24 protein-coding genes are annotated in these 26623 nt (G+C 72.7%); 7 read left to right on the top strand and 17 right to left on the bottom strand.

Annotation, left to right across the window (positions count from 1 at the left end; genetic code table 11):
• Positions 1-30: 30 nt before the first annotated feature.
• Both ACIBSW_RS05845 and ACIBSW_RS05850 read right to left on the bottom strand, forming a co-directional pair.
• A complete protein-coding gene (locus tag ACIBSW_RS05845; protein ID WP_354718318.1) occupies positions 31-1188 on the bottom strand; it encodes an acyl-CoA dehydrogenase family protein in 1158 nt (385 codons plus the stop codon).
• On the bottom strand, positions 1185-1913 hold the full coding sequence (locus ACIBSW_RS05850; RefSeq protein ID WP_354718316.1) for a methyltransferase domain-containing protein: 729 nt from the start codon (positions 1911-1913) through the stop codon (positions 1185-1187). The genes ACIBSW_RS05845 and ACIBSW_RS05850 overlap by 4 nt, the downstream gene beginning before the upstream one ends.
• Between ACIBSW_RS05850 and ACIBSW_RS05855 the strand changes: the two genes are divergently transcribed.
• The 4 genes from ACIBSW_RS05855 to disA all read left to right on the top strand — a co-directional run bounded on the left by ACIBSW_RS05855 (position 1912) and on the right by disA (position 6353).
• Positions 1912-2796 (top strand): UbiA family prenyltransferase, encoded by an 885-nt coding sequence (locus ACIBSW_RS05855; protein WP_404799231.1) that lies wholly within the window; start codon positions 1912-1914, stop codon positions 2794-2796. The genes ACIBSW_RS05850 and ACIBSW_RS05855 overlap by 2 nt on opposite strands.
• A 91-nt stretch (positions 2797-2887) precedes the next feature.
• Positions 2888-3610, top strand: a complete 723-nt coding sequence (locus ACIBSW_RS05860) for a hypothetical protein (RefSeq protein ID WP_354718313.1) — start codon at positions 2888-2890, stop codon at positions 3608-3610.
• A 36-nt stretch (positions 3611-3646) separates the two neighbouring features.
• Positions 3647-5068: a DNA repair protein RadA gene (radA, locus tag ACIBSW_RS05865; RefSeq protein WP_354718311.1), complete on the top strand. Its 1422-nt coding sequence runs from the start codon at positions 3647-3649 to the stop codon at positions 5066-5068.
• A 100-nt stretch (positions 5069-5168) separates the two neighbouring features.
• Complete coding sequence (gene disA, locus ACIBSW_RS05870; protein ID WP_354718310.1) at positions 5169-6353, top strand: DNA integrity scanning diadenylate cyclase DisA; 1185 nt, start codon at positions 5169-5171, stop codon at positions 6351-6353.
• A 30-nt stretch (positions 6354-6383) separates the two neighbouring features.
• Here disA and ACIBSW_RS05875 read toward each other — a convergent pair whose 3' ends face one another.
• The 3 genes from ACIBSW_RS05875 to ACIBSW_RS05885 form a co-directional block, all read right to left on the bottom strand.
• The gene (locus ACIBSW_RS05875) at positions 6384-7136 is read right to left on the bottom strand and encodes an adhesin (protein ID WP_354718308.1); all 753 of its coding nucleotides are present in this window, start codon (positions 7134-7136) and stop codon (positions 6384-6386) included.
• Between the two features lie 81 nt (positions 7137-7217).
• On the bottom strand, positions 7218-7769 hold the full coding sequence (locus ACIBSW_RS05880; RefSeq protein ID WP_354718306.1) for a peptide deformylase: 552 nt from the start codon (positions 7767-7769) through the stop codon (positions 7218-7220).
• Positions 7766-8269, bottom strand: a complete 504-nt coding sequence (locus ACIBSW_RS05885) for an ACT domain-containing protein (RefSeq protein ID WP_354718305.1) — start codon at positions 8267-8269, stop codon at positions 7766-7768. Before ACIBSW_RS05885 ends, ACIBSW_RS05880 begins: the two co-directional genes overlap by 4 nt.
• 25 nt (positions 8270-8294) lie before the next feature.
• Between ACIBSW_RS05885 and ACIBSW_RS05890 the strand changes: the two genes are divergently transcribed.
• Positions 8295-9197 (top strand): A/G-specific adenine glycosylase, encoded by a 903-nt coding sequence (locus tag ACIBSW_RS05890; protein WP_354718303.1) that lies wholly within the window; start codon positions 8295-8297, stop codon positions 9195-9197.
• A 54-nt stretch (positions 9198-9251) separates the two neighbouring features.
• On the opposite strand, the gene ACIBSW_RS05895 is transcribed toward ACIBSW_RS05890, so the two are convergent.
• The 10 genes from ACIBSW_RS05895 to ACIBSW_RS05940 form a co-directional block, all read right to left on the bottom strand.
• Entirely contained in the window at positions 9252-9863 is a 612-nt protein-coding gene (locus ACIBSW_RS05895; RefSeq protein ID WP_354718301.1) for a DUF4291 domain-containing protein, read from the bottom strand.
• 100 nt (positions 9864-9963) lie between these two features.
• Positions 9964-12486 (bottom strand): ATP-dependent Clp protease ATP-binding subunit, encoded by a 2523-nt coding sequence (locus tag ACIBSW_RS05900; RefSeq protein WP_354718299.1) that lies wholly within the window; start codon positions 12484-12486, stop codon positions 9964-9966.
• A 355-nt stretch (positions 12487-12841) separates the two neighbouring features.
• Positions 12842-13195, bottom strand: coding sequence for an Lsr2 family protein (locus ACIBSW_RS05905; protein ID WP_184988208.1), 354 nt, complete (start codon positions 13193-13195; stop codon positions 12842-12844).
• 129 nt (positions 13196-13324) lie between these two features.
• On the bottom strand, positions 13325-14830 hold the full coding sequence (lysS, locus tag ACIBSW_RS05910) for a lysine--tRNA ligase (RefSeq protein WP_354718297.1): 1506 nt from the start codon (positions 14828-14830) through the stop codon (positions 13325-13327).
• Positions 14831-14889: 59 nt separating this feature from the next.
• A complete protein-coding gene (locus tag ACIBSW_RS05915; protein ID WP_184988202.1) occupies positions 14890-15648 on the bottom strand; it encodes a type III pantothenate kinase in 759 nt (252 codons plus the stop codon).
• Positions 15649-15844: 196 nt separating this feature from the next.
• Positions 15845-16717: a carboxylating nicotinate-nucleotide diphosphorylase gene (gene nadC, locus ACIBSW_RS05920; RefSeq protein ID WP_354718436.1), complete on the bottom strand. Its 873-nt coding sequence runs from the start codon at positions 16715-16717 to the stop codon at positions 15845-15847.
• A 56-nt stretch (positions 16718-16773) separates the two neighbouring features.
• A complete protein-coding gene (locus ACIBSW_RS05925; RefSeq protein WP_354718295.1) occupies positions 16774-18420 on the bottom strand; it encodes an L-aspartate oxidase in 1647 nt (548 codons plus the stop codon).
• Positions 18421-18481: 61 nt separating this feature from the next.
• Positions 18482-19414 (bottom strand): septum formation family protein, encoded by a 933-nt coding sequence (locus tag ACIBSW_RS05930; protein WP_354718293.1) that lies wholly within the window; start codon positions 19412-19414, stop codon positions 18482-18484.
• 102 nt (positions 19415-19516) lie between these two features.
• Positions 19517-20350, bottom strand: coding sequence for a pantoate--beta-alanine ligase (panC, locus tag ACIBSW_RS05935; RefSeq protein WP_354718291.1), 834 nt, complete (start codon positions 20348-20350; stop codon positions 19517-19519).
• Positions 20351-20406: 56 nt separating this feature from the next.
• The gene (locus tag ACIBSW_RS05940; protein WP_354718289.1) at positions 20407-21318 is read right to left on the bottom strand and encodes a Rossmann-like and DUF2520 domain-containing protein; all 912 of its coding nucleotides are present in this window, start codon (positions 21316-21318) and stop codon (positions 20407-20409) included.
• Between the two features lie 147 nt (positions 21319-21465).
• Here ACIBSW_RS05940 and ACIBSW_RS05945 point away from each other — a divergent pair, with 147 nt between their 5' ends.
• Positions 21466-22452, top strand: coding sequence for an SAM-dependent methyltransferase (locus ACIBSW_RS05945; protein WP_354718434.1), 987 nt, complete (start codon positions 21466-21468; stop codon positions 22450-22452).
• Positions 22453-22466: 14 nt separating this feature from the next.
• Entirely contained in the window at positions 22467-23591 is a 1125-nt protein-coding gene (locus ACIBSW_RS05950) for an NADH-quinone oxidoreductase subunit D (RefSeq protein ID WP_354718433.1), read from the top strand.
• 5 nt (positions 23592-23596) lie between these two features.
• Here ACIBSW_RS05950 and ACIBSW_RS05955 read toward each other — a convergent pair whose 3' ends face one another.
• Together ACIBSW_RS05955 and ACIBSW_RS05960 are read right to left on the bottom strand one after the other, a co-directional pair.
• Positions 23597-25429: a hypothetical protein gene (locus tag ACIBSW_RS05955; RefSeq protein WP_354718287.1), complete on the bottom strand. Its 1833-nt coding sequence runs from the start codon at positions 25427-25429 to the stop codon at positions 23597-23599.
• A gap of 190 nt (positions 25430-25619) precedes the next feature.
• On the bottom strand, positions 25620-26618 hold the full coding sequence (locus tag ACIBSW_RS05960; protein ID WP_354718286.1) for a glycine betaine ABC transporter substrate-binding protein: 999 nt from the start codon (positions 26616-26618) through the stop codon (positions 25620-25622).
• Between the last annotated feature and the right edge of the window lie 5 nt (positions 26619-26623).

Consider the following 26623-nt stretch of genomic DNA (forward strand, 5'->3'; position numbering starts at 1 on the left):
ACTCGCCAAGCTGGTAGCTACCTACGCGGATCACCACCGCGGGGCCGATCCTTGCGAGTCCGGGTCACCTCCGAGCGCCTCGACGCCGAGCCAGTCCGCGCACACGTCGGACGTCGCGGGCTGCAGCGAGCCGGCCCGGGCGTCGCGGTAGATGCGTTCCAGCGGATGCCCGCGCCGCATCGCCGACGTGCCGGCGGCCTCCAGCATCGACGCGGCGACCTCGGCGGCGGTGGTGCCCGCGATCAGCTTGGCCCGCCACACCCAGCGGTTGGTCGCCGCGTCGCCGGGATTCTCGTCGACCCGCCGGGCCGCCTCCATGACCGTCAGGTGCGCCGCCGCGACCGCCGCGTCGGCCCGGCCGATCCGGGCCCGCACGGCCGGCAGCTGCCCCAGGTTGCGCGCGTTGACGTGCGCGACCGCCGCGTCGACCGCCGCACGGGCGACGCCGACGTAAACGGCCGCGTAGCTGGCCACCATCCACTGCGGAGCGAGCTGGGCGATCACCACCGCCAGCCCCTCGACGCCGCCGAGCAGCGCGGTCTCCGGCACGGTGACATCGACGTGCACGTCGTGCGAGCCGGTCGCGCGCATGCCGAGCGCGTCCCACGTCGGCTCGACCGTCAGCCCGTCGCCCGCGGGGACCAGGAACTGCGAGACCTGCGCCGGGTCGGCGGCGCTGCGGGCCGCCACCAGGTAGGCGTCCGCGTGCCCGGCGCCCGAGCAGAACGTCTTGGCGCCCTTGATGTGGAAGCCCTCGCCCGTCCGCTCGTAGGTGGTGGTCAGCTGCGAGAGCCGGGAGCCGGCGCCGCGCTCGCTCATCGCCACCGCGTACCAGCTGCCCTCGGCGGCCGAGCGCAGAAAGCCGTCGCGGGCCTCGAGCGCCGCCGGCGGCAGGCCGAGCGCCTCGCCCAGTTCGTCGGTGACGCCGCTGAGCGCGCCGGTGACCGACGCGTGCATGTTGAAGATCAGAGCGGTCGCGCCGTTGCCGCGGGCCAGCTCGTACGCGATCGCCGCGTAGTCGGCGAAGCCCGCGCCGGCACCGCCGAGGCGCTCCGGGACCATCAGTCCGAACAGGCCGGAGCGGCGCAGGTCGGCGAAGTCGTCCGCCGGGAACGAGCCGTCCCGGTCATGATCGGCCGCGCGCGCCGCGAACCTCTCCGCGAGCCGTCGTGCCTCCGCTGCGGTCACCGGGTTTCCTCTCCCTGTTTGCGGCCCATGCCCTGATAGACCACGGCGGTGGACCGGGACGGGATCATCCGGCCCAGCGGCCGGCGCCGGGTGCCGACCGGCAGGAACAGCCAGCGGAGCAGCCCGGCCGTGCTCGGGCGCAGGCCGCGGACCCGCAGCCGGACGCCGTGCCGGGCGCATTCGGTGGTCAGCTCGCCCGGGTCGACGAACAGGTCGGGGTCGTGGATGCCGACCGGAGCCGCGCCGAAGCGCTCACCGAGGGTCACCGTGACGAACCGGCTCACCGCGGTGTCGTTCACCGTGTCGAGCACCAGCAGCCCGCCCGGGCGAAGCACCCGGCACAGCTCGGACACCGCGCCGGGCAAGTCACCCACGTGCTCGAGGATCTCGCCGGCGACCACCACGTCGGCCGCGCCGTCTGCCAGCGGCAGGGCCGTGATGTCACCGGCCACCGGGATCACCCCACGGTCCGCCGACTGCTCCAGCCCCGAGCGGCGCAGGTCGACCCCGACGTGCCGGTAGCCGAGCCGCTCGACGTGCGGCGCCAGCAGGCCGCCGCCGCAGCCCGCGTCGACCAGGACGGCACCGGCCCGGCCGGCCGGGGGCACCAGGGCGCCGCGGGCCGCCGCCAGCCAGTGCAGGAGCTCGAAGGTCCCGCCGGGCCGCCACCACTCGCCGGCAAGGTCGTCGTATTGGCGGGGGTCGTTGCGCGGCAGCAGACGCATGGGATCGAGCGTGGCATGCGCGGGTCAGAACCACCACACTGCTTTCATGTCCGGACCGGTCGCTCTACTCAAGGCCTCCCACCCCGAACCGGGCGGCGCCGTCACGCTGGCCATGACCCTGCTCGCCGTCGGCGTCGGGCACCGGGGCTGGAGCGTGCTCGGCGTCGCCGCCGCGATCGGCGCGACCCAGCTCTCGGTCGGCTGGGTCAACGACTGGCTGGACGCCGACCGGGACCGGGTGGCGGGGCGCACGGACAAGCCGGTGGCCTCGGGCGCCGTCTCCCGCCGTACCGTGGGAATCGCGGGCCTGATCGCCTCCCTGGCCATTCCCCTGCTGGGTCTGCCGTTCGGCCCGGCCGCGACGGCCTGCATCACCCTGGTCGGCGTGTTCGCGCTGCTCTATGACTGGCCGTTGAAGTCCACGCCGCTGTCGGTGCTGCCCTATCTGGTGGCGTTCGGCCTGATGCCCGCGTTCGTGGTGATCGCGCTGCCCGGCCACCCCTGGCCGCCGGCCTGGCTGGTCGCCGCCGGCGCGCTGCTCGGCGGCGGCGCGCACTTCGCCAACGTACTGCCGGACCTGGACGACGACGCCGCGACCGGCGTCGTCGGCCTGCCGCACCGCATCGGCGCGACCGGCTCACAGATAGCCGCCGGGTGCCTGCTGCTGGCGGCGACCCTCACCCTGGTGCTCGGGCCGCCCGGGCCGCCGTCGTGGGCGGGCATCGCGGCCGCCGCGGCCGCCGCGGTGGTCCTTCCCCTCGGCTGGTACGCGGGCCGGCGCGCGCAGCGCGCGGGCGGGCGGCAGGTGGCGATGTTCCGCTCGGTCATCGTCGTCGCCCTGCTGGATGTGGTCCTGCTCGTCCTCAGCGGCCGGGTGCTGTGAATGGACGGGTCGGCGTACGCGCCGGATCTACGCCCTCTAGGCTGATCGCGGAGCCTTACCTGAAATTTGCCGCGTTTCTTGGAGGACTGTGATGCGCTCGCTGGGATCCCGCCGCGCCGCCCTCGCCACGGGTGTCGCCGCGGTGGCCGCCGTCGCGCTCGCCGGTTGCAGCGCCGGCCAGGTTGCCGAGACCGCGAACAAGAGGCCCTCGAACATGGGTGTCAACGCGGCCAACTCCGACGGCAGCATCCTGATCCGCAACCTCGCGGTGCAGTACCCCGGTACGACGGGCTACGCGGCCGGCGAGAACGCGCCGCTGGAGCTGGGCCTCTTCAACCAGACCCGGCAGTCGATCACGGTGCTGGTGAGCAGCCGACCGGCGCCCTCCGGCGCCGGCGAGACCGAGGGGGCCGCCGCGATCGTCTCCGCGCGCTCCGTCGGCCTGACCGGCGGCCCCGCCGCTTCGGCGAAGCCCGCGGCCGAGCCCTCCGCCGAGCCCTCCGCCAGCGGGCCGCAGCCGGAACCCGGTGTCAAGGCGAGCGCGAGCCCGTCGGCGTCCGCCGCCGGGCCTGCCGGCCCGGTCTTCCGGCCGGCGCGGATCGAGGTCGCGCCGCTGAGCTCGGTCACGTTCCTGCCGGGCGACATCGTGCAGCTGCAGGCCATCGGCCTCGCCGGCAAGCTGGCGCCGGGCCAGGCGCTGAACCTGGTCTTCGAGTTCAGCAACGGCGCGAACGAACTCGTCCTGCAGGCCCCGGTCGGCATCCCGCTGACCCCGGCCTCGCGCGGCCCCGGCCTCGAGTCGCACGAGGAGTAACCCCGGTTTGTCGTACCGCCCGGCTAGCGTGACCGCGTGACGACTTCCCGCACCCCGTCCCGCGCCCGCTCTGAGCCGCGACCCGCCTATCAGTGCGACGCCTGCGGCCACCAGCCTCCCAAATGGCTCGGCCGCTGCCCGGAGTGCAACGAGTGGGGCTCGGTCATCGAGTCCACGATGACCGGTCCGGTGGTGGCCGGGCGCGTGGTCAGCTCCCGGCTGCCGTCCGAGCCGGCCCGTCCCATCGCGACGATCAGCGCCGCGCCCGCCAAGGCGGTGCCCAGCGGCGTCGGCGAGCTCGACCGGGTCCTCGGCGGCGGGCTGGTGCCGGGCGCCGTGGTGCTGCTGGCCGGCGAGCCCGGGGTCGGCAAGTCGACCCTGCTGCTCGACGTCGCACAGCAGTGGGCGGCCGGCACGAGCACGCCGTCGCTGGTGGTCAGCGGCGAGGAGTCGGTCAGCCAGGTCCGGCTGCGCGCCGAGCGGCTCGGCGCGCTGCACGACAACCTCTACCTCGCCTCCGAGAGCGACCTCGGCGCGGTGCTCGGCCACCTCGACGCGGTCAAGCCCGGCCTGCTCATCATCGACTCGGTGCAGACCATCTCCGCCCCCGGCACCGAGGGGGTGCCGGGCGGCGTGACCCAGGTCCGCGCCGTGACCGCCGCGCTGGTCAGCATCGCCAAGGAGCGCGGCGTCGCCACCGTCCTGGTGGGGCACGTCACCAAGGACGGCTCGGTCGCCGGCCCCCGGGTCCTCGAGCACCTGGTCGACGTGGTGCTGCACTTCGAGGGCGACAAGCACTCGTCGCTGCGCCTGGTCCGCGGCGTGAAGAACCGCTACGGCCCGGCCGACGAGGTGGGCTGCTTCGAGATGCACGAGAGCGGCATCGTCAGCCTCGCCGACCCGTCCGGGCTGTTCCTGACCCGCTACAACGAGCCGGTGCCCGGCACCTGCGTCACGGTGGCGATGGAGGGCCGCCGGGCGATGGTGACCGAGGTGCAGGCCCTGATCGGCGCGCAGGTGCAGGGCTCGCCCCGGCGGACCGTCTCGGGCCTCGACAGCGCCCGGCTGGCCATGGTGCTGGCCGTGCTGCAGCGCCGGATGGAAAAGATCAAGCTGCACGACCGGGAGGTCTTCGCGGCGACGGTCGGCGGCATCCGGGTCACCGAGCCCTCGGCCGACCTGGCCATGGCGCTCGCGGTCGCGTCCGGCGCGCTCAACCTGGCGATGGCGCCACACCTGGTGGCGATCGGCGAGGTCGGGCTGACCGGGGAGGTGCGCCGGGTCGGCGCGGTGGGCCGGCGGCTGGCCGAGGCGGCCCGACTCGGGTTCCGCTTCGCGCTCGTCCCGCCCGGCTGCGGGCCCGCCGAGGGTGACAGCGCGCCCAAGGGCATGCGCGTCGTCGAGGTCGGCGACCTGCAGACCGCGGTGCAGTGGGCGGCCCGGGCGTCAGCCGAATGACGCTCGCCTTTCGATTACACGCAGTGACGCCAGATAACGCTATGGAGCATCGACCGAACCACGACTCGTTGACCTGGATGGCAGTTCGTAGAATGTACAGGTGCCGCTCGACCGCGAGGCCTCATCCCACCGCTATGCCGGCGGCGCTGCCGCCGGCGTCAACGGCTCGGCAGCCCGTCCGATGAACACGACGGCGCCGGGCCTCACCGGCGGCGGAGTCAGCGGCGATCCGTTGCGCGCCAACCTCGCGCTGATGGCGCCGGGCACCGCGCTGCGCGACGGCCTCGAACGCATCCTCCGCGGGCGCACCGGCGCGCTGATCGTGCTCGGCTACGACGCGACGGTGGAGACGATCTGCACCGGCGGCTTCCCGCTCGACGTCGAGTTCTCCGCGACCCGCCTGCGCGAGCTGTGCAAGATGGACGGCGCGGTCGTGCTCTCCAGCGACGGCACCCGCATCGTCCGCGCCGCCGTGCACCTGATGCCCGACCCGGGCATCCACTCCGAGGAGTCGGGCACCCGGCACCGCACGGCCGAGCGCGTCGCCAAGCAGTCCGGCTTCCCGGTGATCTCGGTCAGCCAGTCGATGCACATCATCGGCCTCTACGTGAACGGCCAGCGCCACGTCCTGGACGACTCGGCGGCCATCCTCTCCCGCGCCAACCAGGCCCTGGCCACTCTCGAGCGCTACAAGCTGCGCCTCGACGAGGTCTCGGGCACGCTGTCGGCGCTCGAGATCGAGGACCTGGTCACGGTCCGCGACGCGGTGGCGGTGGTGCAGCGCCTCGAGATGGTGCGCCGGATCGCCGACGAGATCTCCGGCTACGTGGTCGAGCTGGGCACGGACGGCCGGCTGCTCGCCCTGCAGCTCGACGAGCTGATGGCGGGCGTCGACTCCGACCGCACCCTGGTCATCCGCGACTACCTGCCGACCGGCCGCAAGGCCCGCACGCTGGACGAGGCGCTGGTCGAGCTCGACCTGCTGACCGCCACCGAGATGATCGACCTGGTCGCGGTGGCCAAGGCGATCGGCTACCCGGGCGCCTCCGACGCGCTCGACGCCGCGGTGAGCCCGCGCGGCTTCCGGCTGCTGGCCAAGGTTCCCCGGCTCCCGGCCCAGATCGTCGAGCGACTGGTCGACCACTTCGGCAGCCTGCAGCGCCTGCTCGGCGCGACGGTGGAGGACCTGCAGGCGGTCGAGGGCGTCGGCGACGCCCGGGCGCGCGGCGTCCGCGAGGGCCTCTCCCGCCTCGCCGAGGCCTCGATCCTCGAGCGCTACGTCTGAACCGTCCCCGGCGACCGGGGACGGTCCGGGTCAGGCCGTGATCTCGAGCAGGACCGGTTCGCTGACCTTCGCGCCCAACCGACCGTGCACCTGGTACTGCGCCGCGGGCGGCGCGGTGCCGGCGGCCAGGCCGGCCGAGCACCTGTTCGACTGCTTGCCGTTCCAGGTCACGTTGTAGGTGCGCTCGTCGTTCGGCGAGAACGGCCGGAGCTCGGAGCCCTTGGTCGTGCTGCAGGTGTCCGACGACCAGATCTTCTTCGCGCCGTACATGATGTAGAGCTCCTGCAGGTCGGCGCCGACGTCCCGGGAGCAGGTACGGGCCGAGGTATTCTTGATCTTCAGGCGGATCGCCAGCGGCACGCCGCGGCGCACCGTCGCGGCCTCCGGCACCGGGATCACGGACATCTCCGCGTCCGTGCAGACACCGCTCGCGGCCGCGTTGACGTTCGTATCGTCGCCGGTGCCGGTGCCGGTGCCATTGCCGGTTCCCGCGGAGGGGCCGGCGCCCGGGCCGGTGGCGGTCAGCTCACCCGGGTCCGGCAGGGACGGGTTGCCCGCGCCCGGGCCCGGGTCGGTGAAGGAAGGCTCCTCGTCCGGCGTCGATGCCGCGGGAGCCGGGGTCGGGGCCTTGGATGACGCCGAGCCCGTGCCGCGCCTGTCGTCCTCGCCCCCGCCGGAGCAGGAAACGAACAACACGATGACGCCGAGCAGCAGTGCACCGAGCACCACAGCACGACGCCGCCAGTACACGGCGGCAGGAAGGGGACCAACCGTCGCACGCATGATGGGTTGCACCGTACGCCCAGGCGCCCTTCACGACGCCGCGACGCGCCGGTCCCGCGACACCGACTCGCCGACAAATCGTTAGAGATAGACCTTGCGCTGGTACACGGCGTGCGCGCCGGCGACCCGATCGAGGAATAGTTTTCCGGCACAGTGATCGATCTCGTGCTGCAGGGCCCGCGCCTCGAACGCGTCGGTGGTCAGCCGGACCGCCGCGCCCGTACCCGGGAGGACGGCCTCGACCACGACGCGGCCGGCGCGTTTCACGTCGCCGGTCAGGTCCGGCACGGACATGCAGCCCTCCCGGCCCAGCCGCCACCGGCTCGCCTCGACGACCCGGGCGTTGCACAGCACGAACGTGCCGTGCGAGGTCGCCGTCTTCGGGTGCTGGGTCACGTCGACGGCGAAGACCTGCGCGCCGACGCCGACCTGCGGCGCGGCGAGGCCCACGCAGCCCGGCGAGACCCGCATCGTGGCCACCAGGTCCGCGGCGAGCTGCACGACCTCGGGATCCTGCGGGTCGACCTCGGCGCCGACGCCGCTCAGCACGCCCGCCGGCGCGGTCACCACCGGCAGCACGCGTCCGTCGACGCCGAGGACGTCGGGCTTCCAGTCGGCCAGGACGTCGCTCACAACAGGTCCGACTCGGCGCGGCGCAGGGTCACCTCGACGCCCAGTTCGTCCGCCGCCTCGGCGAGGTGCGCCGCGAGGCCGTCGGCGACGCCCGGCGGCAGGTCGACCTCGGCGATCAGCACGTAGAGCGGGCCGGTCAGCCGGGTGGTGAGGTCGGTGATGTTGCCGCCGGACGCGGCGACCACCCGGGTGACGGCCGCGACGATGCCGAGCCGGTCGGCGCCGTGGACGCTCACCAGGTACGGCTCGCCGGCGACCTCCGCGTCCGCCTCCTGCTCGACCACCCGGACGGTGGAGATCAGGTCGCCGAGCGGCGCCAGGGCCTTCTCGACGTCCGCGGCGGCGGGCCCGGTGCAGATCAGGGTCATCGCGAAATGACCACGCAGCCGGGTCATCGTGGAGTCGGACAGGTTCGCCCCGACCCCGGCGAGGGCCTCGGAGACCTCCGCGATGATGCCGGTCCGGTCGGTACCGATGACGGTGATGGCAAGCTCGTTCACCCCGGCATCTTAAGCTGGGCGGGCTATGACGCTCGCCGACTCGGTCATTCAGTGGTACGACAGGAACGCCCGCGACCTGCCCTGGCGGGTGCCCGGCACCAGCGCCTGGGCGGTGCTGGTCAGCGAGGTGATGCTCCAGCAGACGCCGGTGGTGCGGGTGACGCCGGCCTGGCAGGCCTGGATGCTGCGCTGGCCGAACCCGGCCGCGCTGGCCGAGGATCCCCCGTCCGAGGCGATCCGGATGTGGGGCCGGCTGGGCTACCCTCGCCGGGCGATGCGGCTGCACGCCTGCGCAGTGGCGCTCGTGGAGCGGCACGGCGGGCGGGTGCCGGACGATCTCGATCAACTGCTGGCGCTGCCCGGTGTCGGCACCTACACGGCCCGGGCGGTGGCGACCTTCGCGTACGGGCAGCGTCACCCGGTCGTGGACACCAACGTGCGCCGGGTGGTGTCCCGGGCGGTCGCCGGCGACCCGGACGCGGGACCGGCCACGACCACGGCGGACCTGGCGGCGATGGCCGAGCTGCTGCCGCTGGATCCGGCCCGGGCGGCCCGGGCGAGCATCGCGTTCATGGAGCTCGGCGCGATCGTCTGCACGGCGCGCTCCCCGCGCTGCGCGGACTGCCCGTTCGAGGCGGTCTGCGCCTGGCGCCGCAGCGGGGCACCCGCCCCGACGGGCCCGACCCGCAGACCGCAGCGGTACGCGGGCACCGACCGCCAGGTCCGGGGCCTGCTGATGGAGGTGCTGCGGCACGCCACCGGCCCGGTGCCACGGCAGCGGCTGGACGCGGTCTGGGTCGACGAGGCGCAGCGGGCCCGCGCCCTGGCCGGCCTCGTCGCGGACGGCCTGGTGGAACCCCTCGACTCGGACGCGGACCGCTTCGTCCTCGCCGGCGACCACCCACCCCGCTTCCCACCGCTCACCTGAACCGCTTCTCGGCCCGGTAGGCGCTGTAGCCGCCGCGGCCGGGCCGGCCGCTCGCTACCGGTCAGCCGGAAGAGCGGCCGACGCGGCGATCGTCTCCGCGAGGTCCGGGGCGAGGGGGTAGGGGCGCTCCGGCGGGAGCAGCGCAGGGTCGCGGGTGGATTGGACCCGGTGCGCGAGTTCGGTGACGTCGCGGATGGCCACCGTCCACTCGTCCACGTAGCGGTCGGCCGCCTCGCCGCTCAGGCCCAGCTGCAGCGACCGGTGCGGCAGCGCGCCCAGCTGGATCGACCGTTCCGGGTCCCATTGCACCCGGACCGGGCTGCGCCGCAGCCGCCGCGACCACTCGGCACGGTCCTCCGCGTCGCCGTGATCGGCTTCGCCGTGCCCGTAGGAGCTGAGGCACGCGCGGGCGAGTGCCCACTCGAACCCGGCGCGGGTGATCTCCACGGCGAGCACCCGCTCCTGCCCAGGCTTCGCGCCCCATCCGCAGCGGTACATCATCCACAGGAACGACGGCTTGACCCAGGTCATCCGCTCGCGCTTGAACGGCGGCACGAAGCGGCCCGCGCGGACCGCGGCCTCGGCGATGTCCGGCCGGTACGCCTGGTAGACGGTGATCGTCGCGGGGGTGTAGACGGCCCGGATCTCCCGCTGGGGAACTGCCATGCGTCGATGATCAGCGAAGTGGCGTACCGAAGCGAGCCGTTTAACGCGCGAAACGGCCCGGCACCTCGAGGGTGCCGGGCCGCTGCTCAGTCGGTGCTGCCTACTCCTCCGCGGAGGCCGCGCCGAGGTCGGCGGGCACCGCGTCGGGGACCACGGCGCCGCGGTCGGCTCCCGTGAAGGTCAGCTTGGACTTCTCGATGTTCTGCGGGTCGCCCTCGCAGTCCACCACCACGATCTGGCCGGGGCGCAGCTCGTTGAAGAGGATCTGCTCGGAGAGGGTGTCCTCCAGGTCGCGCTGGATCGTCCGGCGCAGCGGCCGGGCGCCGAGGACCGGGTCGAAGCCCTTCTTCGCCAGGTACTTCTTCGCGTTGTCGGTCAGCTCGAGGCCCATGTCCTTGTTCTTGAGCTGGGTCTCGATCCGGGCGGTGAAGATGTCCACGATGTGCAGGATCTCGTCCTGGCGCAGCTGGTGGAAGACGATCGTGTCGTCGATGCGGTTCAGGAACTCCGGGCGGAAGTGCTGCTTCAGCTCGTCGTTGACCTTGACCTTCATCCGGTCGTAGTTGCTCTCCACGTCCTCGGAGGCCTGGAAGCCCAGCGACACCGCCTTGGCCACGTCGCGCGTGCCGAGGTTGGTGGTCAGGATGATCACCGTGTTCTTGAAGTCCACGATGCGGCCCTGACCGTCGGTGAGGCGGCCGTCCTCCAGGATCTGCAGGAGCGTGTTGAACACGTCCGGGTGCGCCTTCTCGATCTCGTCGAAGAGGACCACGGAGAACGGCTTGCGGCGGACCTTCTCGGTCAGCTGGCCGCCCTCGTCGTAGCCGACGTAGCCGGGAGGGGCACCGACGAGCCGGGACACCGTGTAGCGGTCGTGGAACTCGGACATGTCGAGCTGGATCAGCGCGTCCTCGGAGCCGAAGAGGAACTCCGCGAGCGCCTTGGAGAGCTCGGTCTTACCGACGCCGGACGGGCCGGCGAAGATGAACGAGCCCGAGGGCCGCTTCGGGTCCTTCAGGCCGGCGCGGGTACGCCGGATCGCCTTCGAGACCGCCTTGACGGCGTCCTCCTGGCCGATGACGCGCTTGTGGAGCTCGTCCTCCATGCGCAGCAGCCGGGAGGTCTCCTCCTCGGTCAGCTTGTAGACCGGGATGCCGGTCCAGTTGCCCAGGACCTCGGCGATCTGCTCGTCGTCGACCTCGGACACCACGTCCAGGTCGCCGGCCTTCCACTCCTTCTCCCGCTGCGCCTTCTGCCCGAGGAGCTGCTTCTCCTTGTCGCGCAGCTGCGCGGCCCGCTCGAAGTCCTGCGCGTCGATCGCGGACTCCTTGTCGCGGCGCACCTGGGCGATGCGCTCGTCGAAGTCGCGCAGGTCCGGCGGCGCGGTCATCCGGCGGATGCGCATCCGGGCGCCGGCCTCGTCGATCAGGTCGATCGCCTTGTCCGGCAGGAAGCGGTCCGAGATGTAGCGGTCGGCCAGCGTCGCCGCGGCCACCAGGGCGGCGTCGGTGATGCTGATCCGGTGGTGCGCCTCGTAGCGGTCGCGCAGACCCTTGAGGATCTCGATGGTGTGCGCCAGCGACGGCTCACCCACCTGGATGGGCTGGAAGCGGCGCTCGAGCGCGGCGTCCTTCTCGAGGTGCTTGCGGTACTCGTCCAGGGTGGTCGCGCCGATGGTCTGCAGCTCACCACGCGCCAGCATGGGCTTGAGGATCGAGGCGGCGTCGATGGCGCCCTCGGCGGCACCCGCACCGACCAGGGTGTGGATCTCGTCGATGAACAGGATGATGTCGCCGCGCGTGCGGATCTCCTTGAGCACCTTCTTGAGGCGCTCCTCGAAGTCACCGCGGTAGCGGGAGCCGGCGACCAGCGCGCCGAGGTCGAGCGTGTAGAGCTGCTTGTCCTTGAGCGTCTCGGGCACCTCGCCCTTGACGATGGACTGCGACAGCCCCTCGACGACGGCCGTCTTGCCGACGCCGGGCTCTCCGATCAGCACCGGGTTGTTCTTGGTGCGGCGGGAGAGCACCTGCATGACCCGCTCGATTTCCTTCTCCCGGCCGATGACCGGGTCGAGCTTGCCCTCGCGGGCGGCCTGGGTCAGGTTGCGTCCGAACTGGTCGAGCACCAGGCTGGTCGACGGGGCGGCCTCGCCCGCGGCGGCGCCGGCTGCCGCCGGCTCCTTGCCCTGGTAGCCCGAGAGCAGCTGGATGACCTGCTGGCGGACCCGGTTGAGGTCGGCGCCGAGCTTGACCAGCACCTGGGCGGCGACGCCCTCGCCCTCGCGGATCAGCCCGAGCAGGATGTGCTCCGTGCCGATGTAGTTGTGGCCGAGCTGCAGGGCCTCGCGCAGCGAGAGCTCCAGCACCTTCTTGGCCCGCGGCGTGAACGGGATGTGCCCGCTCGGCGCCTGCTGACCCTGGCCGATGATCTCTTCGACCTGCTGCCGGACCCCCTCGAGGGAGATGCCGAGGCTCTCGAGAGCCTTCGCGGCGACGCCTTCGCCCTCGTGGATCAGGCCGAGCAGGATGTGCTCTGTCCCGATGTAGTTGTGGTTGAGCATCCGGGCCTCTTCTTGGGCCAGGACGACAACCCGTCGCGCTCGGTCGGTGAACCGCTCGAACATGCCCTCGTGCTCCTCACGTGCCGTGCGCCAATGAACTGGCGGGGCCAGCGCACGGGTATCGGTGATTCCCGTGCTCTCCTACTCTATCGCCGTCGGGAGACTCTGCCGGGCCCTCGAGCCCTGTCGGGACGTCCTGCGCCGATGTTCTCCCCAACTTCGCACGCTCAACGGCTGTTCCCCACCCTTGGGGAGTACGCGCACAGCGAAATCCACCGCCTCGCGAGGTCCATCCACAGCCTGTGGACAACGCCTTCTGCCCTGTGGATAACTTACGCAGAATCGGCGGGGAGCGAGCCGAAAGCAGCAGGGTCCGCGGCGCCGAACGCGCCACGGACCCTGCCTGCGTCGGATCGGCTCAGCGGCCGGGACCCTTCACGTGGAACTCGTCCACGATCTCCTGCGGGATGCGCCCCCGGTCGGAGATGTCCTTGCCGGCCTTCTTCGCCCACTCCCGGATCGCCTTGTTCTGCTCCCGGTCGGCGGTCGCGCCGCCACGGCCGCGGGCAGCACGCCCGCCGACGACGACACCACCGCGCGCGGCCTTCGAACCCGCGCCCACGTACGGGGCGAAGACTTCCCGCAATTTCGCCGCGTTCTTGTCGGACAGGTCGATCTCGTACTGAATGCCGTCGAGGGCGAACTTGACCGTCTCCTCGGCGTCACCGCCGTCGAGGTCATCGACCAGCTTGTGAATGATCTGCTTGGCCACGCGCCGTTATCCTCTCGAACACAGGTTCTCTATCCACGCAATCACGTGAACAATAACGCGCGGGCCGCGTGTTCCGTCAATGGCGGGTAGTCGATTGACGTGGACGCGACGCAAATCGTGTGCCCGCGGCTACTCCGGGCGCACCAACGGGAACAGGATCGTTTCGCGAATGCCCAGGCCGGTCAGCGCCATCAGCAGCCGGTCGATTCCCATTCCCATCCCGCCGGTGGGCGGCATTCCGTACTCCATCGCACGCAGGAAATCCTCGTCGAGCTGCATAGCCTCCGCGTCGCCCCCGGCGGCGAGCAGCGACTGCGCGGTCAGCCGCTCGCGCTGCACCACCGGGTCGATCAGCTCCGAGTAGGCGGTCGCCAGCTCGAAGCCCATGACGTAGAGGTCCCACTTCTCGGTCAGGCCCGGCGTCTCCCGGTGCCCGCGGGTCAGCGGCGCGGTCTCCTCCGGATAGTCCCGCACGAACGTCGGCGCCTGCAGCGTCGGCTGGACGAGATGCTCGAAGAGTTCCTCGGCCAGCTTGCCCGGGCCCCACTTCGGGTCGACCGCGAGGTCGTGCTTCTCCGCGTACCGCTGTAGCTGCGCCAGATCGGTCTGCACTGTCACTTCTTCGCCGAGCGCCGCGGAGAGGGAACCGAACAGGGTGACCGATGCCCACTCCCCGCCGAGATCCAACTCGGTGCCGTCGAAGTGGGTGACGATGTGTGATCCGGCGATCGCTTCGGCGGCCTCCTGAATCCACTCACGCGTCTGCCGCTGCATCTCGTTGTAGTCGGCATACGCCTGGTAGGCCTCGAGCATCGCGAACTCCGGCGAGTGCGTGGAATCCATGCCCTCATTGCGGAAGTTACGGTTGATCTCGAAGACGCGTTCGATGCCGCCGACCGCGGCGCGCTTCAAAAACAGTTCCGGCGCGATACGCAGATAGAGATCTATATCGAGTGCGTTGCTGTGCGTCACAAACGGGCGGGCCGTCGCGCCGCCGTGCAGCAACTGCAACATCGGCGTTTCCACTTCGAGATAATTGCGCCGGAAGAGCGACTCGCGCAGGCTGCGTACCGTAGTCGCCCGGGCCCGGACGATCTCCCGGGCCTGCGGGCGGACGATCAGATCGACATAACGCTGCCGGACCCGGGTCTCCTCGCTGAGCGGCTTGTGCGCGACCGGAAGCGGGCGCAGGGCCTTGGCCGTCATGGTCCAGGAATCGGCGAGAACGGACAGCTCACCGCGGCGGCTGGTGATCACCTCGCCGGCGATCCCGACCAGGTCGCCCAGGTCGACGGCGCGCTTCCACTGCTCGAGGGCCTCGGCGCCGACCTTGTCGAGGGAGAGCATGGCCTGCAGCTCGGTGCCGTCACCGTCGCGCAGCGTGGCGAAGCAGAGCTTCCCGCCGTTGCGCACGAAGATCACCCGGCCGGTGATGCCGACCTTGTCCCCCGACGCCGTGTCGGTCTCGAGCTCCGCGTACCGGGCGCGGACCTCGGCGAGCGTCGCGGTGCGGTCGAAACCGACCGGGTACGGCTCGATGCCGTCGGCCAGCAGCCGGTCCCGCTTCGACCGGCGGACCCGCATCTGTTCGGGAAGGTCCTCGGCGGGGTCAACTGCGGGATTCTGCTCGGTCACGGCACGACTCTCTGTGGAAGACGACATCTCGGGGTTCCGGAAAGCCTACTAAGCCATCCTCAGACGTTCCGCTCATATACCATCCGCAGCCCGATCAGCGTGATCATCGGCTCGTGCGCGGTGATGGTCCGGCACTCGTCCTTGACCAGCCAGGCGAGCCCGCCGGTGGCGATGACCGAGCGCACGCCGCCCAGCTCGGCGGTCATCAGGTCGACGATCCGGTCGACCTGCCCGGCGACGCCGAAATAGAGGCCGGACTGCAGGCACTCGACGGTGTTCTTGCCGATCACCGAGCGCGGCTTGGCCGGCTCGACCTTGCGCAGCTGCGCCGCGCGGGCGGCGAGCGCGTCGAAGGAGATCTCGATGCCGGGCGCGAACGCGCCGCCGAGGAATTCACCCCGGGCGCTGATCACGTCGAAGTTCGTCGTCGTGCCGAAGTCCACCACGATCGAGGGACCCCCGTAGAGCGCGTGCGCCGCGAGGGTGTTGACCACCCGGTCGGCGCCGACCTCCTTGGGGTTGTCGATGGCGAGCTGCACCCCGGTCTTCACGCCCGGCTCGACGATGACATTGGGCAGGTCGGCGTAGTAGCGCCCGAGCATCGTGCGCAGCGAGCGCAGCGCGGCCGGCACGGTGGAGCAGGCCGCCACCCCGGTGATCTCCACGGCGTCCCCGGCCAGCAGGCCGCGGAACATCAGACCGAGCTCGTCGGCGGTGGACCGGGCGTCGGTCTTGATCCGCCAACTGTGAACGAGCTTGTCCCCGTCAAACGTAGCGAGAACAGTGTTCGTGTTTCCGATGTCGATGCAGAGCAGCACGGAGGGAGCCTAATTCAACGCGCCCGGGGATCTCTCGGCGGCGGCCGACGGGTGAAACGCATATTCGAAGGTACGGGCGCCGGGGCCGGGCAACCGCAACACCGGCGACCACGCCACCCGGCTTGATTGCCGCGCCGCGTGGGCCGCCCACCCCGGGCGGCCCAAGCTCACGTGCAGAGACCCGGCGACCTTGCGGTCAGCGCACGCGGAGGTCGAGCGCGATGTCGAGGATCGGGGACGAGTGGGTCAGTCCGCCGACCGAGAGGTAGTCGACGCCGGTGGTCGCGTAGGCCTTCGCGGTTGCGAGCGTCAGGTTGCCGGTGGCTTCCAGCTCGGCTCGGTCACCCACTGCCGACACCACCTCGCGTAGCAGGTCCGGGGCCATGTTGTCGCAGAGAAGGAAGTCCGCGCCTGCCTCCACTGCCTCCTGGGCCTCGGCCACCGTGGTGATCTCGACCTGGACGGGCACGTCCGGGAAGGTGGAGCGGACCAGGCGGTAGGCGGCGGTGATGCCGCCGGCCGCGAGCTTGTGGTTGTCCTTGATCATGGCGACGTCGTAGAGGCCCATGCGCTTGTTCGTGCCGCCGCCGGCCCGGACCGCGTACTTCTCCAGGACGCGCAGGCCCGGTGTCGTCTTGCGGGTGTCCAGCACGGTCGCCTTCGTGCCCGCCAGCTCGTCGGCCCACCTGCGGGTGTGGGTCGCGACGCCGGACATCCGGCAGAGCAGGTTGAGCGCGGTGCGCTCGGCGGTGAGCAGGGACCGGGTCGGGCCGGTGACCACCGCGAGGACGTCGCCGCGGGCCACCCGGGCGCCCTCCTCGACCCGCTGGTCGAACTCGGCGGTGCCGCCGGAGGTCGCCGCGAAGACCAGCGCCGCGACCGGCAGGCCGGCCACCACGCCGGGTGCGCGGGCGATCAGCTCGGCCGTGTCGACCTGGCCGGCCGGGATCGTCGCCTCGCTGGTCACGTCGCGGGGCGGGTCGCCGAGGTCCTCGGCGAGCGCCGTGTAGACGATCCGCTCGACCTCCGCGAGGTCCAGCCCGATCACGCCCTCGGTGCGGTCGGTCATGCTCTGCCCGCCCTTCGGCATGCCCTCCTGGCCCTCACTGCGCTCGGTGCAGTCGGTCATGCCATCTCCTCGAAGGTCTGGGTCAGGTGGCCGCCGGCGTCGATGGCGCCGAGCAGGTGGCCGCGCCATTCGTCCGCCGCGTTCGGGTGGTCCTCGCGCCAGTGGCAGCCCCGCGTCTCGCGCCGCTCGGAGGCCGAGGCGACGAGCGCGCTCGCCACGGTCAGCAGGTTGGTCGCCTCCCAGGCCGCGTTGCGCGGCACGCCGCGCTGCTCGCCGAGGCGGGCCAGTTCCTTGGCCGTGACGGCGAGCGAGTCCGCCGAGCGCAGCACCCCGGCGCCGCGGGTCATCGCCCGCTGGAGGTCGCCGCGGATCGCTGGGGCGACGACCCAGCCCGGTCCGCCGGCCGGCGGCGCCGGGTCCGCCTGCGGCGGCAGCTCGCGGGCGATGTCGTCGGCGATGCGCCGGGCGAAGACCAGGCCCTCCAGCAGCGAGTTGCTCGCCAGCCGGTTCGCGCCGTGCACGCCGGTGCAGGCCACCTCGCCGCAGGCGTAGAGGCCCGGGATCGAGGTGCGGCCGTGCAGGTCGGTGCGGACGCCGCCGGAGGCGTAGTGCGCCGCCGGTGCCACCGGGATCAGCTCGGTCGCCGGGTCGATCCCGGCGGCCCGGGTGGACGCCACGATCGTCGGGAAGCGCTGCTCGAGGAACTCCCGGCCCAGGTGCCGGGCGTCCAGGTAGACATGGTCGGCGCCGGTGGCGCGCAGCACCCGGTGGATGCCCTTGGCGACGATGTCGCGCGGCGCCAGCTCGGCGAGCTCGTGCTGGCCGACCATGAACCGCTTGCCGGCCTCGTCGACCAGGTGTGCGCCCTCGCCGCGCAGCGCCTCGGAGATCAGCGGGCGCTGCACCGAGGTCACGCTCGCCGTCACGAACGACGTCGGGTGGAACTGGACGAACTCCACGTCGTTGACCTTGGCGCCGGCCCGCAGCGCGAGCGCGACGCCGTCGCCGGTCGAGACCGCCGGGTTGGTGGTGGAGGCGAAGATCTGGCCCATCCCGCCGGTGGCCAGCACCACCGCCCGGGCCAGGATCGCGCCGACGCCGTCCTCGCTGCCCTCGCCGAGTACGTGCAGCGTGATGCCGCAGGCCCGGCCGTCGGCCGCGCGCAGCAGGTCCAGCACCAGGGCGTGCTCGACCAGCCTGATCCACGGGTCCCGGCGCACCGCCTCGTGCAGGGCGCGCTGCACCTCGGCGCCGGTGGCGTCGCCGCCGGCGTGCACGATCCGGTCGGCGCGGTGGCCGCCCTCGCGGGTCAGCATCAGCGACCCGTCGACGTTGCGGTCGAACTCGGCGCCGATCCGCATCAGCTCCCGGATCCGCGCCGGCCCCTCCTCGACGAGCACCCGCACGGCCGCGGGGTCGCACAGGCCGACCCCGGCGATCTCGGTGTCGAAGGCGTGCGCCTCCGGCGTGTCGAGGGGGTCGAGCACGGCCGCGATGCCGCCCTGCGCCCAGCGGGTGGACCCGTCGTCGATGTTGACCTTGGTGACCACGGTGACGTGCAGGCCGGCCTCGCGCAGGTAGAGGGCGGCGGTGAGGCCCGCGACGCCGGAGCCGACAACCAGCACGTCGGTGGTCTCGGTCCAGCCGGGCTCGGCGGCGGCCAGGCGGCGCGGGAGCACCGGAAGGTCGGCAGAATGCGACATGGCCTCAGTCAACCCCGCCCGCCCGGCGAAATCACGGCCGGGGGTCAATAAGTGCCGGGCGTTACTGATACTGGACGGGCAGGGCCTTTGGGCCCTTGCCCTTCAGCGAGGTCGTGAGGTTGGCGCCGTCGACCCACAGGTAGCAGCGCACGTACCGATCGCCCAGCGCCCAGACGTCGTCGCCACCGGGCAGCGAGATCACCCCGGCCCGGTACTTCAGGTCGGCGTCGTCGGGCACGCCGACGTACGAGGCGATCAGGCCCCGGCAGCCCTCGTGGAACTCGTCCCAGTCCTTGGTCGTCTTCGGGTAGCCGCGGTCGCCCGCGTTCCAGACGCCGACGAACTCGGAGTTGTGCTTGGTGTCGCACGGCACGCTGGGCATCGAGGCGATCTCGCCCGCCCGGTCCAGCAGCGCGGTGTAGCAGGTCAGCAGCAGCGGGGACTTCGGGTCCTTGAGCGCGTCGCGCAGCGTGCCGACCCGCTGTACCAGCCCGCCGTCGTCCTCGATCGAGCTGCTGACCAGCACCTCGCAGCGGAACCAGCGGGCGCCGCCCGCCCAGGCGGCCGCGGTCGGCTGGGTGACGCCGACCCACAGCCGGGCGGTGCGCCACGGCGCCCCGACGTACTCGGTCGTCTTGCGGTCGCAGGTCTGGTACGCCGCCCGGGCGGCGGCCGAGTCCGGCGCGGGCGGCTCGTCCGCGTCGGCGGCCGGGCTCGGATAGGTGCCCACGTAGACGGTCTCGGTGCGGTGCTTGAGCTTGCAGGCGACCACCTCGTAGGTGGCCCGGGCGCCGGCGGTCGAGAAGTTGGCGAGGTGGCAGGTCTGCGCCGCGGGCGTGAAGCCGGTCGGCGCGCCGATCGCACCCCAGCCCTCGGTGAGGTCACCGTCGACGCCGGCGGGGTAGCCGCAGCCGCCGGCCGCCAGGACGGCGGACAGGCTCAGCGCGGCCGCGATCGCCCAGCGCTTGTATGACCGCCGCCGAGGCGAGTGCATGAAACCCGAGCCTCCCCAGGGCCGCCGATGTCCGATTTGTCAATCATATGGCAATCGGTTCGGCGGCCACGCGGCTTCGGCCCCCGCGGACCGGTCCGGCCGTCAGGCGGCGTTGCCGAGCAGGACCGGCACGTTGTCGATCAGGCGGGTGGTGCCCACCTTGGCGGCGACCAGCAGCCGGGCCGCGCCGTCGACCGGGGGCACACCCAGCAGCGGGTCGGTCAGGGCCAGGTAGTCGACCTGCACGCCGGGCTCGTCGGCGAGGATCTTGCCGGCCGCCTCCAGCGCGCTCTGCGCGTCGCTCTGCGCCGCGCCCTCGCGCAGGGCGTGCGAGAGCGCGAGTGCGGCCCGCCGCTGCTCGGCCGAGAGGTAGCGGTTGCGGCTGGACAGGGCCAGGCCGTCGGTCTCCCGTACGGTCGGCACGCCGATGATCTCCGCGCCGATCTCCAGGTCGCGGACCATCCGGCGGATCAGGGACAGCTGCTGGAAGTCCTTCTCGCCGAAGAACGCCAGGTCGGCGCGGGTCAGCATGAGCAGCTTGGCGACGACGGTGAGCATCCCGGAGAAGTGCCCGGGCCGGCTCGCGCCCTCCAGGATCGTGCCCATCGGCCCGGCTTCCAGGGTCACCTGCGGCGTGCCGCCGGGGTACATCTCGTCGCGGTCCGGGGCGAATACCAGGTCGACCCCCTCGGCCCGGCAGGCCTCGAGGTCGGCCGCCAGCGTGCGCGGGTACTTGTCGAAGTCCTCGTTCGGGCCGAACTGCAGCGGGTTCACGAAGATCGTGACGAGCACGAAGTCGCCGCGCTCGCGGGCCTCGCGCATCAGCTGGCGGTGGCCCTCGTGCAGGGCGCCCATGGTCATCACGACGGCCACCCGGCCGGGCGCGGCGGCCCGGGCGGCGGCGAGCTCGGCGCGGGTGTGTACGAGCGCGGTCATGCTGTGCCCTCCTTCGGCATGCCCTCCTGGCCCTTGCTCCGCTGCGGTGCAGTCGGTCATGCCAAGCTCCCTACGGTCGCCGGTGCGGTCGCGTGCGCGCCCGCCTGAGCAAGAACGTCCAGCAGCAGCGCCGCGTCCTGCGGCCGCAGCCGCCCGGCGGCGATGGCCCGGTCGGCGGTGCGCCGGGCCAGAGCGAGATAGGCCGGCGCGGACTGCGGCGCGACGCGGTCCAGGTGCTTGCGCACGGTCCCGGCGTCGCCGCGGGAGACCGGCCCGGTGAGCGCGGCGTCGCCGAGCAGCAGGGCGTTGTCCAGCGCGGCGTGCAGCAGCGGCGACAGGACCGCCTCCGGGTGCTCGACGCCGGCGGCGCGCAGCAGGTCGGCGGCCTCGTTGACGAGCGTGACCAGGTGGTTCGCGCCGTGCGCGAGGGCGGCGTGATAGAGCGGCCGGGCGTCCTCGGCGACCCACTCGGGGATGCCGCCGAGGTCGGTGACCAGCCGCGACGCGAAGGCGCGGTCCCGCGCGGTGACGCCCCAGGCGATGCCGGGCAGCCGCTCGAGGTCGGCGTCCGCGCCCGTGAAGGTCATCGCCGGGTGCAGCGCGATGCCGTCGGTGTCGCCGAGGACGGCCAGGCCGTGCGCGCCCGAGGTGTGCGCGACGGTCGTGCCGGCGCGCAGGGATCCGGTGGCGGCCAGGCCGGAGACGACCCCGGCCAGATGATCGTCGGGAACGGAGAGCAGCAGCAGATCGGTGGCGGCGCGGGCGACCTCGTCCGCGGGGAGGATCCCGGCCCGCGGAAGCAGCCGGCGGGCCCGCTCACGGGAGGCGGCGGAGACGGCCGCGACGGCGACCACGTGGTGTCCGGCGGCCTCGAGGGCGGCACCGAGCACCGCACCCACCCGCCCGGCGCCGACAACGCCTACGACCAGGGCATTCGCACGCTTTCCGGCGCGCGGCAGAGCGCTCATTTACAGATCCAGTCCTCGCGAAAGGGGTACCGGTCGACCGCAATTATGCGCCGATGTAACAGGCGTGTGACAAGAGCGTGTGAACAACCGCACCGGCGTTTTGCGCCTAGATTGGCGGACGTGACAAACGTCGGCTGGCGCTCCGCGATGGCGGGGGCACTGTACGGAACCGGGGGCTTCTTCACCCGCGCGGCCGAGGGCCCCGCGGACCACTTCCGGACGAGCGTGCACGCCTCCCCGCTGTTCGCGAGCGCCCTGCTGCGGCTGATCCGGCGGGTGGACTCGGCGCTGGGCGGCCCGGACCGCCTGGACGTGGTCGACGTGGGCGCCGGCCGCGGCGAGCTGCTCGCCGCCCTGCGCGCCCTGGTGAACGCCGACCCGGCCGCGGGGGCTCGTGGCCTCGCCGCGCGGATCCGCTTCACCGGCGTCGAGATCGCACCGCGGCCCGCCGGGCTGCCCCGCGAGATCGGCTGGCGGCGCGACGTGCCGGAGCAGCTCATCGGGGTGCTGCTGGCGACCGAATGGCTGGACAACGTGCCGCTCGACGTCGCCGAGATCGACACCGAGGGGCGGCTGCGCCGGGTGCTCGTCGACCGGGTGACCGGGCTGGAGTCGCTCGGGCCGGACGTCGGCGCCGCCGACCGCTTCTGGGCCGCGCGGTGGTGGCCGGACGCCGGTCTCGGCGACCGGATCGAGATCGGCTGGCCCCGCGACACCGCCTGGGCCGATGCCGTCGGCGCGCTGCGGTTCGGCTGCGCGCTGGCCGTCGACTACGGGCACCTGCGCGCGGCCCGGCCGCCGCTGGGCACCCTGACCGGCTACCGGGACGGGCGGCAGATCGAGCCGGTGCCCGACGGCACCTGCGACATCACGGCACACGTCGCCGTGGACTCCGCCGCGGCCGCGGCCGGGACCGCGTACCGGATCATCGGCCAGCGCGAGGCGCTGCGCGGCCTCGGTGTCGACGGCGGCCGACCGGCGCTCGACCTGGCGCGCACGGACCCGGCGGGATATCTGCGGGCGCTGAGCGCGGCGGGCGCCGCCGCCGAACTCACCGACCCCGCCGGGCTGGGCGGGCACTGGTGGCTGCTGCACGAGGTCGGCATCGAGCTTCGTGGGACGATGCTGCCGTGAGCGAGCTGCAGGAGATGACGGTCGGCACCGGGTCCGGGCTGGAGACGGCCGACATGGTGCTCAACATCGGCCCGCAGCACCCGTCGACGCACGGCGTGCTGCGACTCAAGCTCACCCTGGACGGTGAGCGGGTGACCGCCTGCGAACCGATCGTCGGCTACATGCACCGCGGCGCCGAGAAGCTGTTCGAGGTGCGCGACTACCGGCAGATCATCGTGCTGGCCAACCGGCACGACTGGCTGTCGGCCTTCAGCAACGAGCTCGGCGTCGCGCTCGCCGTCGAGCGGCTCATGGGCATCGAGGTTCCCGAGCGCGCGACCTGGCTGCGGATGGCCCTCGCCGAGCTGAACCGGGTGCTCAACCACCTGATGTTCCTCGGCTCGTACCCGCTGGAGATCGGCGCGATCACGCCGATGTTCTACGCCTTCCGGGAGCGGGAGACGCTGCAGGCGGTCATGGAGGAGGTCTCCGGCGGCCGGATCCACTACATGTTCAACCGCGTCGGCGGGCTCAAGGAGGAGGTGCCGGCGGGCTGGACCGGCCGGGCCCGGGAGGCGATCGACAAGGTGCGCCGCCGGATGCCGGACATCGACCGGCTGATCCGCGGCAACGACATCTTCCTCGCCCGCACGGTCGGCGTCGGGGTGCTGACCGCCGAGCAGGCGGCGGCGTACGGCGCGTCCGGGCCGGTGGCGCGGGCCAGCGGCCTCGACATCGACCTGCGGCGCGACGAGCCGTACCTGGCCTACGACCAGCTCGACGTTCCGGTGGTGACCCGGACGGCCGGTGACTGCCACTCGCGCTTCGAGGTGCTGCTGGATCAGGTGTACGTCTCCCTCGACCTGGCGCAGGCCTGCCTGGACCGGGTCGACCAGATCGGCGGGCCGGTGAACGTGCGCCTGCCGAAGGTGGTCAAGGCGCCGGAGGGCCACACGTACGCCTGGACGGAGAACCCGCTGGGCATCAACGGCTACTACCTGGTGTCCCGCGGCGAGAAGACGCCCTGGCGGCTGAAGCTGAGAACGGCGTCCTACGCGAACGTGCAGGCGCTGGCGACGCTGATCCCGGGGTGCCTGGTGCCGGACCTGATCGCGATCCTCGGGTCGATGTTCTTCGTGGTCGGGGACATCGACAAGTAGCGGGCCTACCAGCGGCCGTATTCGCCCGGGGCGCGGTCGCTCCGGCCGTTACGGGCGGCCATGGGGTCCGGGCCGAACTGGTCGGCGTGGCCGGCCGGCTGACCATATGCGGTCCCCCTGCCGTAAGCGGTTCCCTGGCCATACACGGCTGCCTGCTCAAAGGCGGCGCCCTGGTCGTAGCCGCCCACCTGCGCGTAGCCATCCGACTGGTCGTAGCCATCCGACTGGGCGTAGCCGCCCACCTGGTCGTAGCCGGCCGCCTCGGCGTAGCCGCCCGCCATGCCGTAGCCGTCCGACTGGTCATAGCCCGCCGACTGGGCGTAGCCGCCCACCTGGTCGTAGCCGCCCACCTCGTCGTAGCCGGCCGCCTCGTCGTAGCCGGCCGCCTGGCCGTAGGCGGCTTCCGCGGCGAAGCCGGTGTTCTGCCACCCCGCGTCCTGCCAGGCGGCGTCGTTCCCGGCGGCCGGCTCGGAGTAGCCGTAGTCGTAGCCGCCGTTCGCGGACGCCTGGTGGCCGCCGTAGGGGCCGTAGCCGTCGGCGCCGCCGTGGCCCGCCTGGTCGCTGATTCCGAAGCGGGCCAGGTCGGTGCCCGTGTCGGGTGCCGCGTGCCGCCGTGACGGCCGCTGCTCGACCGCCGCCGCGGGCCCGGCGTCGTAGTCGTCGCCGTCCTCGGTGACCGGCCCGAACTCGGAGGCCTGCCAGTACTCGGCGCTCGCGCCCCGCTCCGCCCAGGCCGAACCGGATTGTCCCAGCTCGTAGCCGCCGGCCCGGCGCTGCGCGGGCGGGAGGACACCGCCCTGGAAGACCAGATCCACCTGGGAGATCGGCCCACCACGGGAGACCTCACCCGCCGGGGCCGTGCCGTGCCCGTTCCGGGGGTGCGCCCCGCCCGAGGACGGCGCGACCGAGGCGACGCGGGCCCGCGGAATCACGCCGTTCGCCACCGGGCCGGCTCCGACATGTCCGCCCCGTGCGGACCCGGATCCGGCGCCGGAACCCGCCGAGGCCGAGGCGACGCGGGCCGAGCCGACCCGGGCCGAACCCACGGAAGCCGAACCGACGGACGCCGAACCCATCGGGGCCGAGCCCATCGGGGCCGAGCCCATCGGGGCCGAGCCCATCGGGGCCGAACCGGCGGAGGCCGAGCCGACCCGGGCCGAACCCACGGAAGCCGAGCCGACGGAGGCCAATCCCGTCACGGGCTGAGCAACGGGCGCGGACACCGAGGCCGCGGCCGCGACGCGGGCGACCCCGCCGGCGCTGACCGAAGCGGCGGCCGTCGCCGGCACGCGGGCGCCGGCCGGGTGCACGGACCCCGGCACCGGCCCACCCGGGCGGGACCCGGGAACCGGCCCGCCCATGCGGCCACCGGCGCCGGGCCCGACGGGCGGGCTGACGGGGCGGCCCACGACCGCGGCGGCGGCAACGGCGACTCCCGCCGGCCGGGCCGCCGACGGCGGCGCCGGTGGGAGGCCCGCGACCGGGGAGCCCGCCGCGCGCAGGCGGGTGATCTCGTCCTGGAGCACCTGCACCCGGTGACCCGTCGCGCGGGCCGCCGCGGCGATCTCCTCGCGGAACCGCTCGCGCAGGCCGTCGACCTCGGCCGCGACCCGCTCCTCGACGTCCATGCGGTGCAGCACCGGATCGTTTCTGATCAGCATCGACGCGCCCATCAGCACGACGCAGACCGCGAGCAGCAGCGCCGCGACGCGGGCCGAGCCGACGCCGCCGCCGAGCAGCACGATGAGCGCGGCGACCGGGGCCATGACGACGCCGGCCCAGATCAGCGCCGTGATGAGGCGCGCTGAGTGCTGCGCCTCGGGGTCCCGGTCAGGCATGGTCGCAGATGCTACCGAGAGTGGTGCCCGTCACGAAACGGGTGGACGCCGGGCTCCCGCGATCGGGTGCCCGGCGTCCGTGACGCATCAGCCTGTGCGCAATTTCAACCTGGCCTATGGCCGGCCGCATCCGGGCCGTCGGCCGCCGCCGGGAGTTGCCGCCCTGGCCACGTTGAAAAAGGCTCAGTCATCAACCGGCCGCGAGGGCTCCGTCCGAGCTGAAGACGAGGCCGACGCTGATCGTCCCCTGCTTGAGGCCGGTCTTGGTGAGCGGACCGCCCGCGTCCAGGGAGCTGAACTCGCCCGCCTTGAAGCCGTAGGTCTCGACCAGGCCCTGCTGGCACTTCGGCCGCTGCGGGCACTCCGCCGGGCCGCCGAGGATGGTGGCCGCGCCCGAGCACTTGGCGGCGAGGTCCGAGAGGGTCTTGACGCCGTACTTGGTGGCGAACGCCTCGGTGACGGCGAACGCGTTCTGGTCCTGCGCCGCGGAGGCCTTGCCGAAGACCAGGCCCACCTTGTCGCCGAGCGCGGTCAGGTTGGTCATCGTGGTCTCGAGCTCCGGCGAGGACGGGTCCTTGGCGTCCTTGCCCTCGACCTTGCCCGAGAGGAACGTCGCCAGGGTGGCCGCGTACTCCGGGACGACGTCGATGTCGCCCTTCTCCAGGGCCGGCTCGTAGAGCTCGCGGTTGCCGATCTGCTGCACCTCGACCTTGTAGCCCGCCGCCGTCAGAGCGATCTTGTAGAGCTCGCCGAGGGTCGCGTTCTCGCTGAAGTTGGCGGCGCCGACCTTCAGGTCGCCGCCGGGCCCCTTCTCGATGCCCGCGGTGATGTTGTTGGCGGCCGCGAACTCCTCGGCCGCGGTCTTCGAGGACTTGCGGTCGACGTCGACGGCCTTGTTGAGCTCGATCAGCTTGGTCGTGTCGAGCGCCGCGGAGACCTTGTCGAGCGCCGCGACGAGCTGCGGCGACGAGGACTTCTTGTGAATCGCCGGGACGATGTTGTCGGTGTTCTGCAGGTGCTTGTCGTCGGTGAGGACGACCAGGGTGTCGCCGGCAACGGGTGCGCAGCCGGCGCCGGCCGCGGCGCTCGGGGGCGCCTCGGTGCCGGAGGAGCCGGACTCACCACAGCCGGCGAGGATGACGGCGGCCGTCATGAGGGTGCCGGCCGTCAGGAGGAGTTGTCGGTGCATTACTG

The organism is Actinoplanes sp. NPDC049668 (assembly GCF_044465445.1).
In the GTDB taxonomy this organism is placed as follows: domain Bacteria; phylum Actinomycetota; class Actinomycetes; order Mycobacteriales; family Micromonosporaceae; genus Actinoplanes.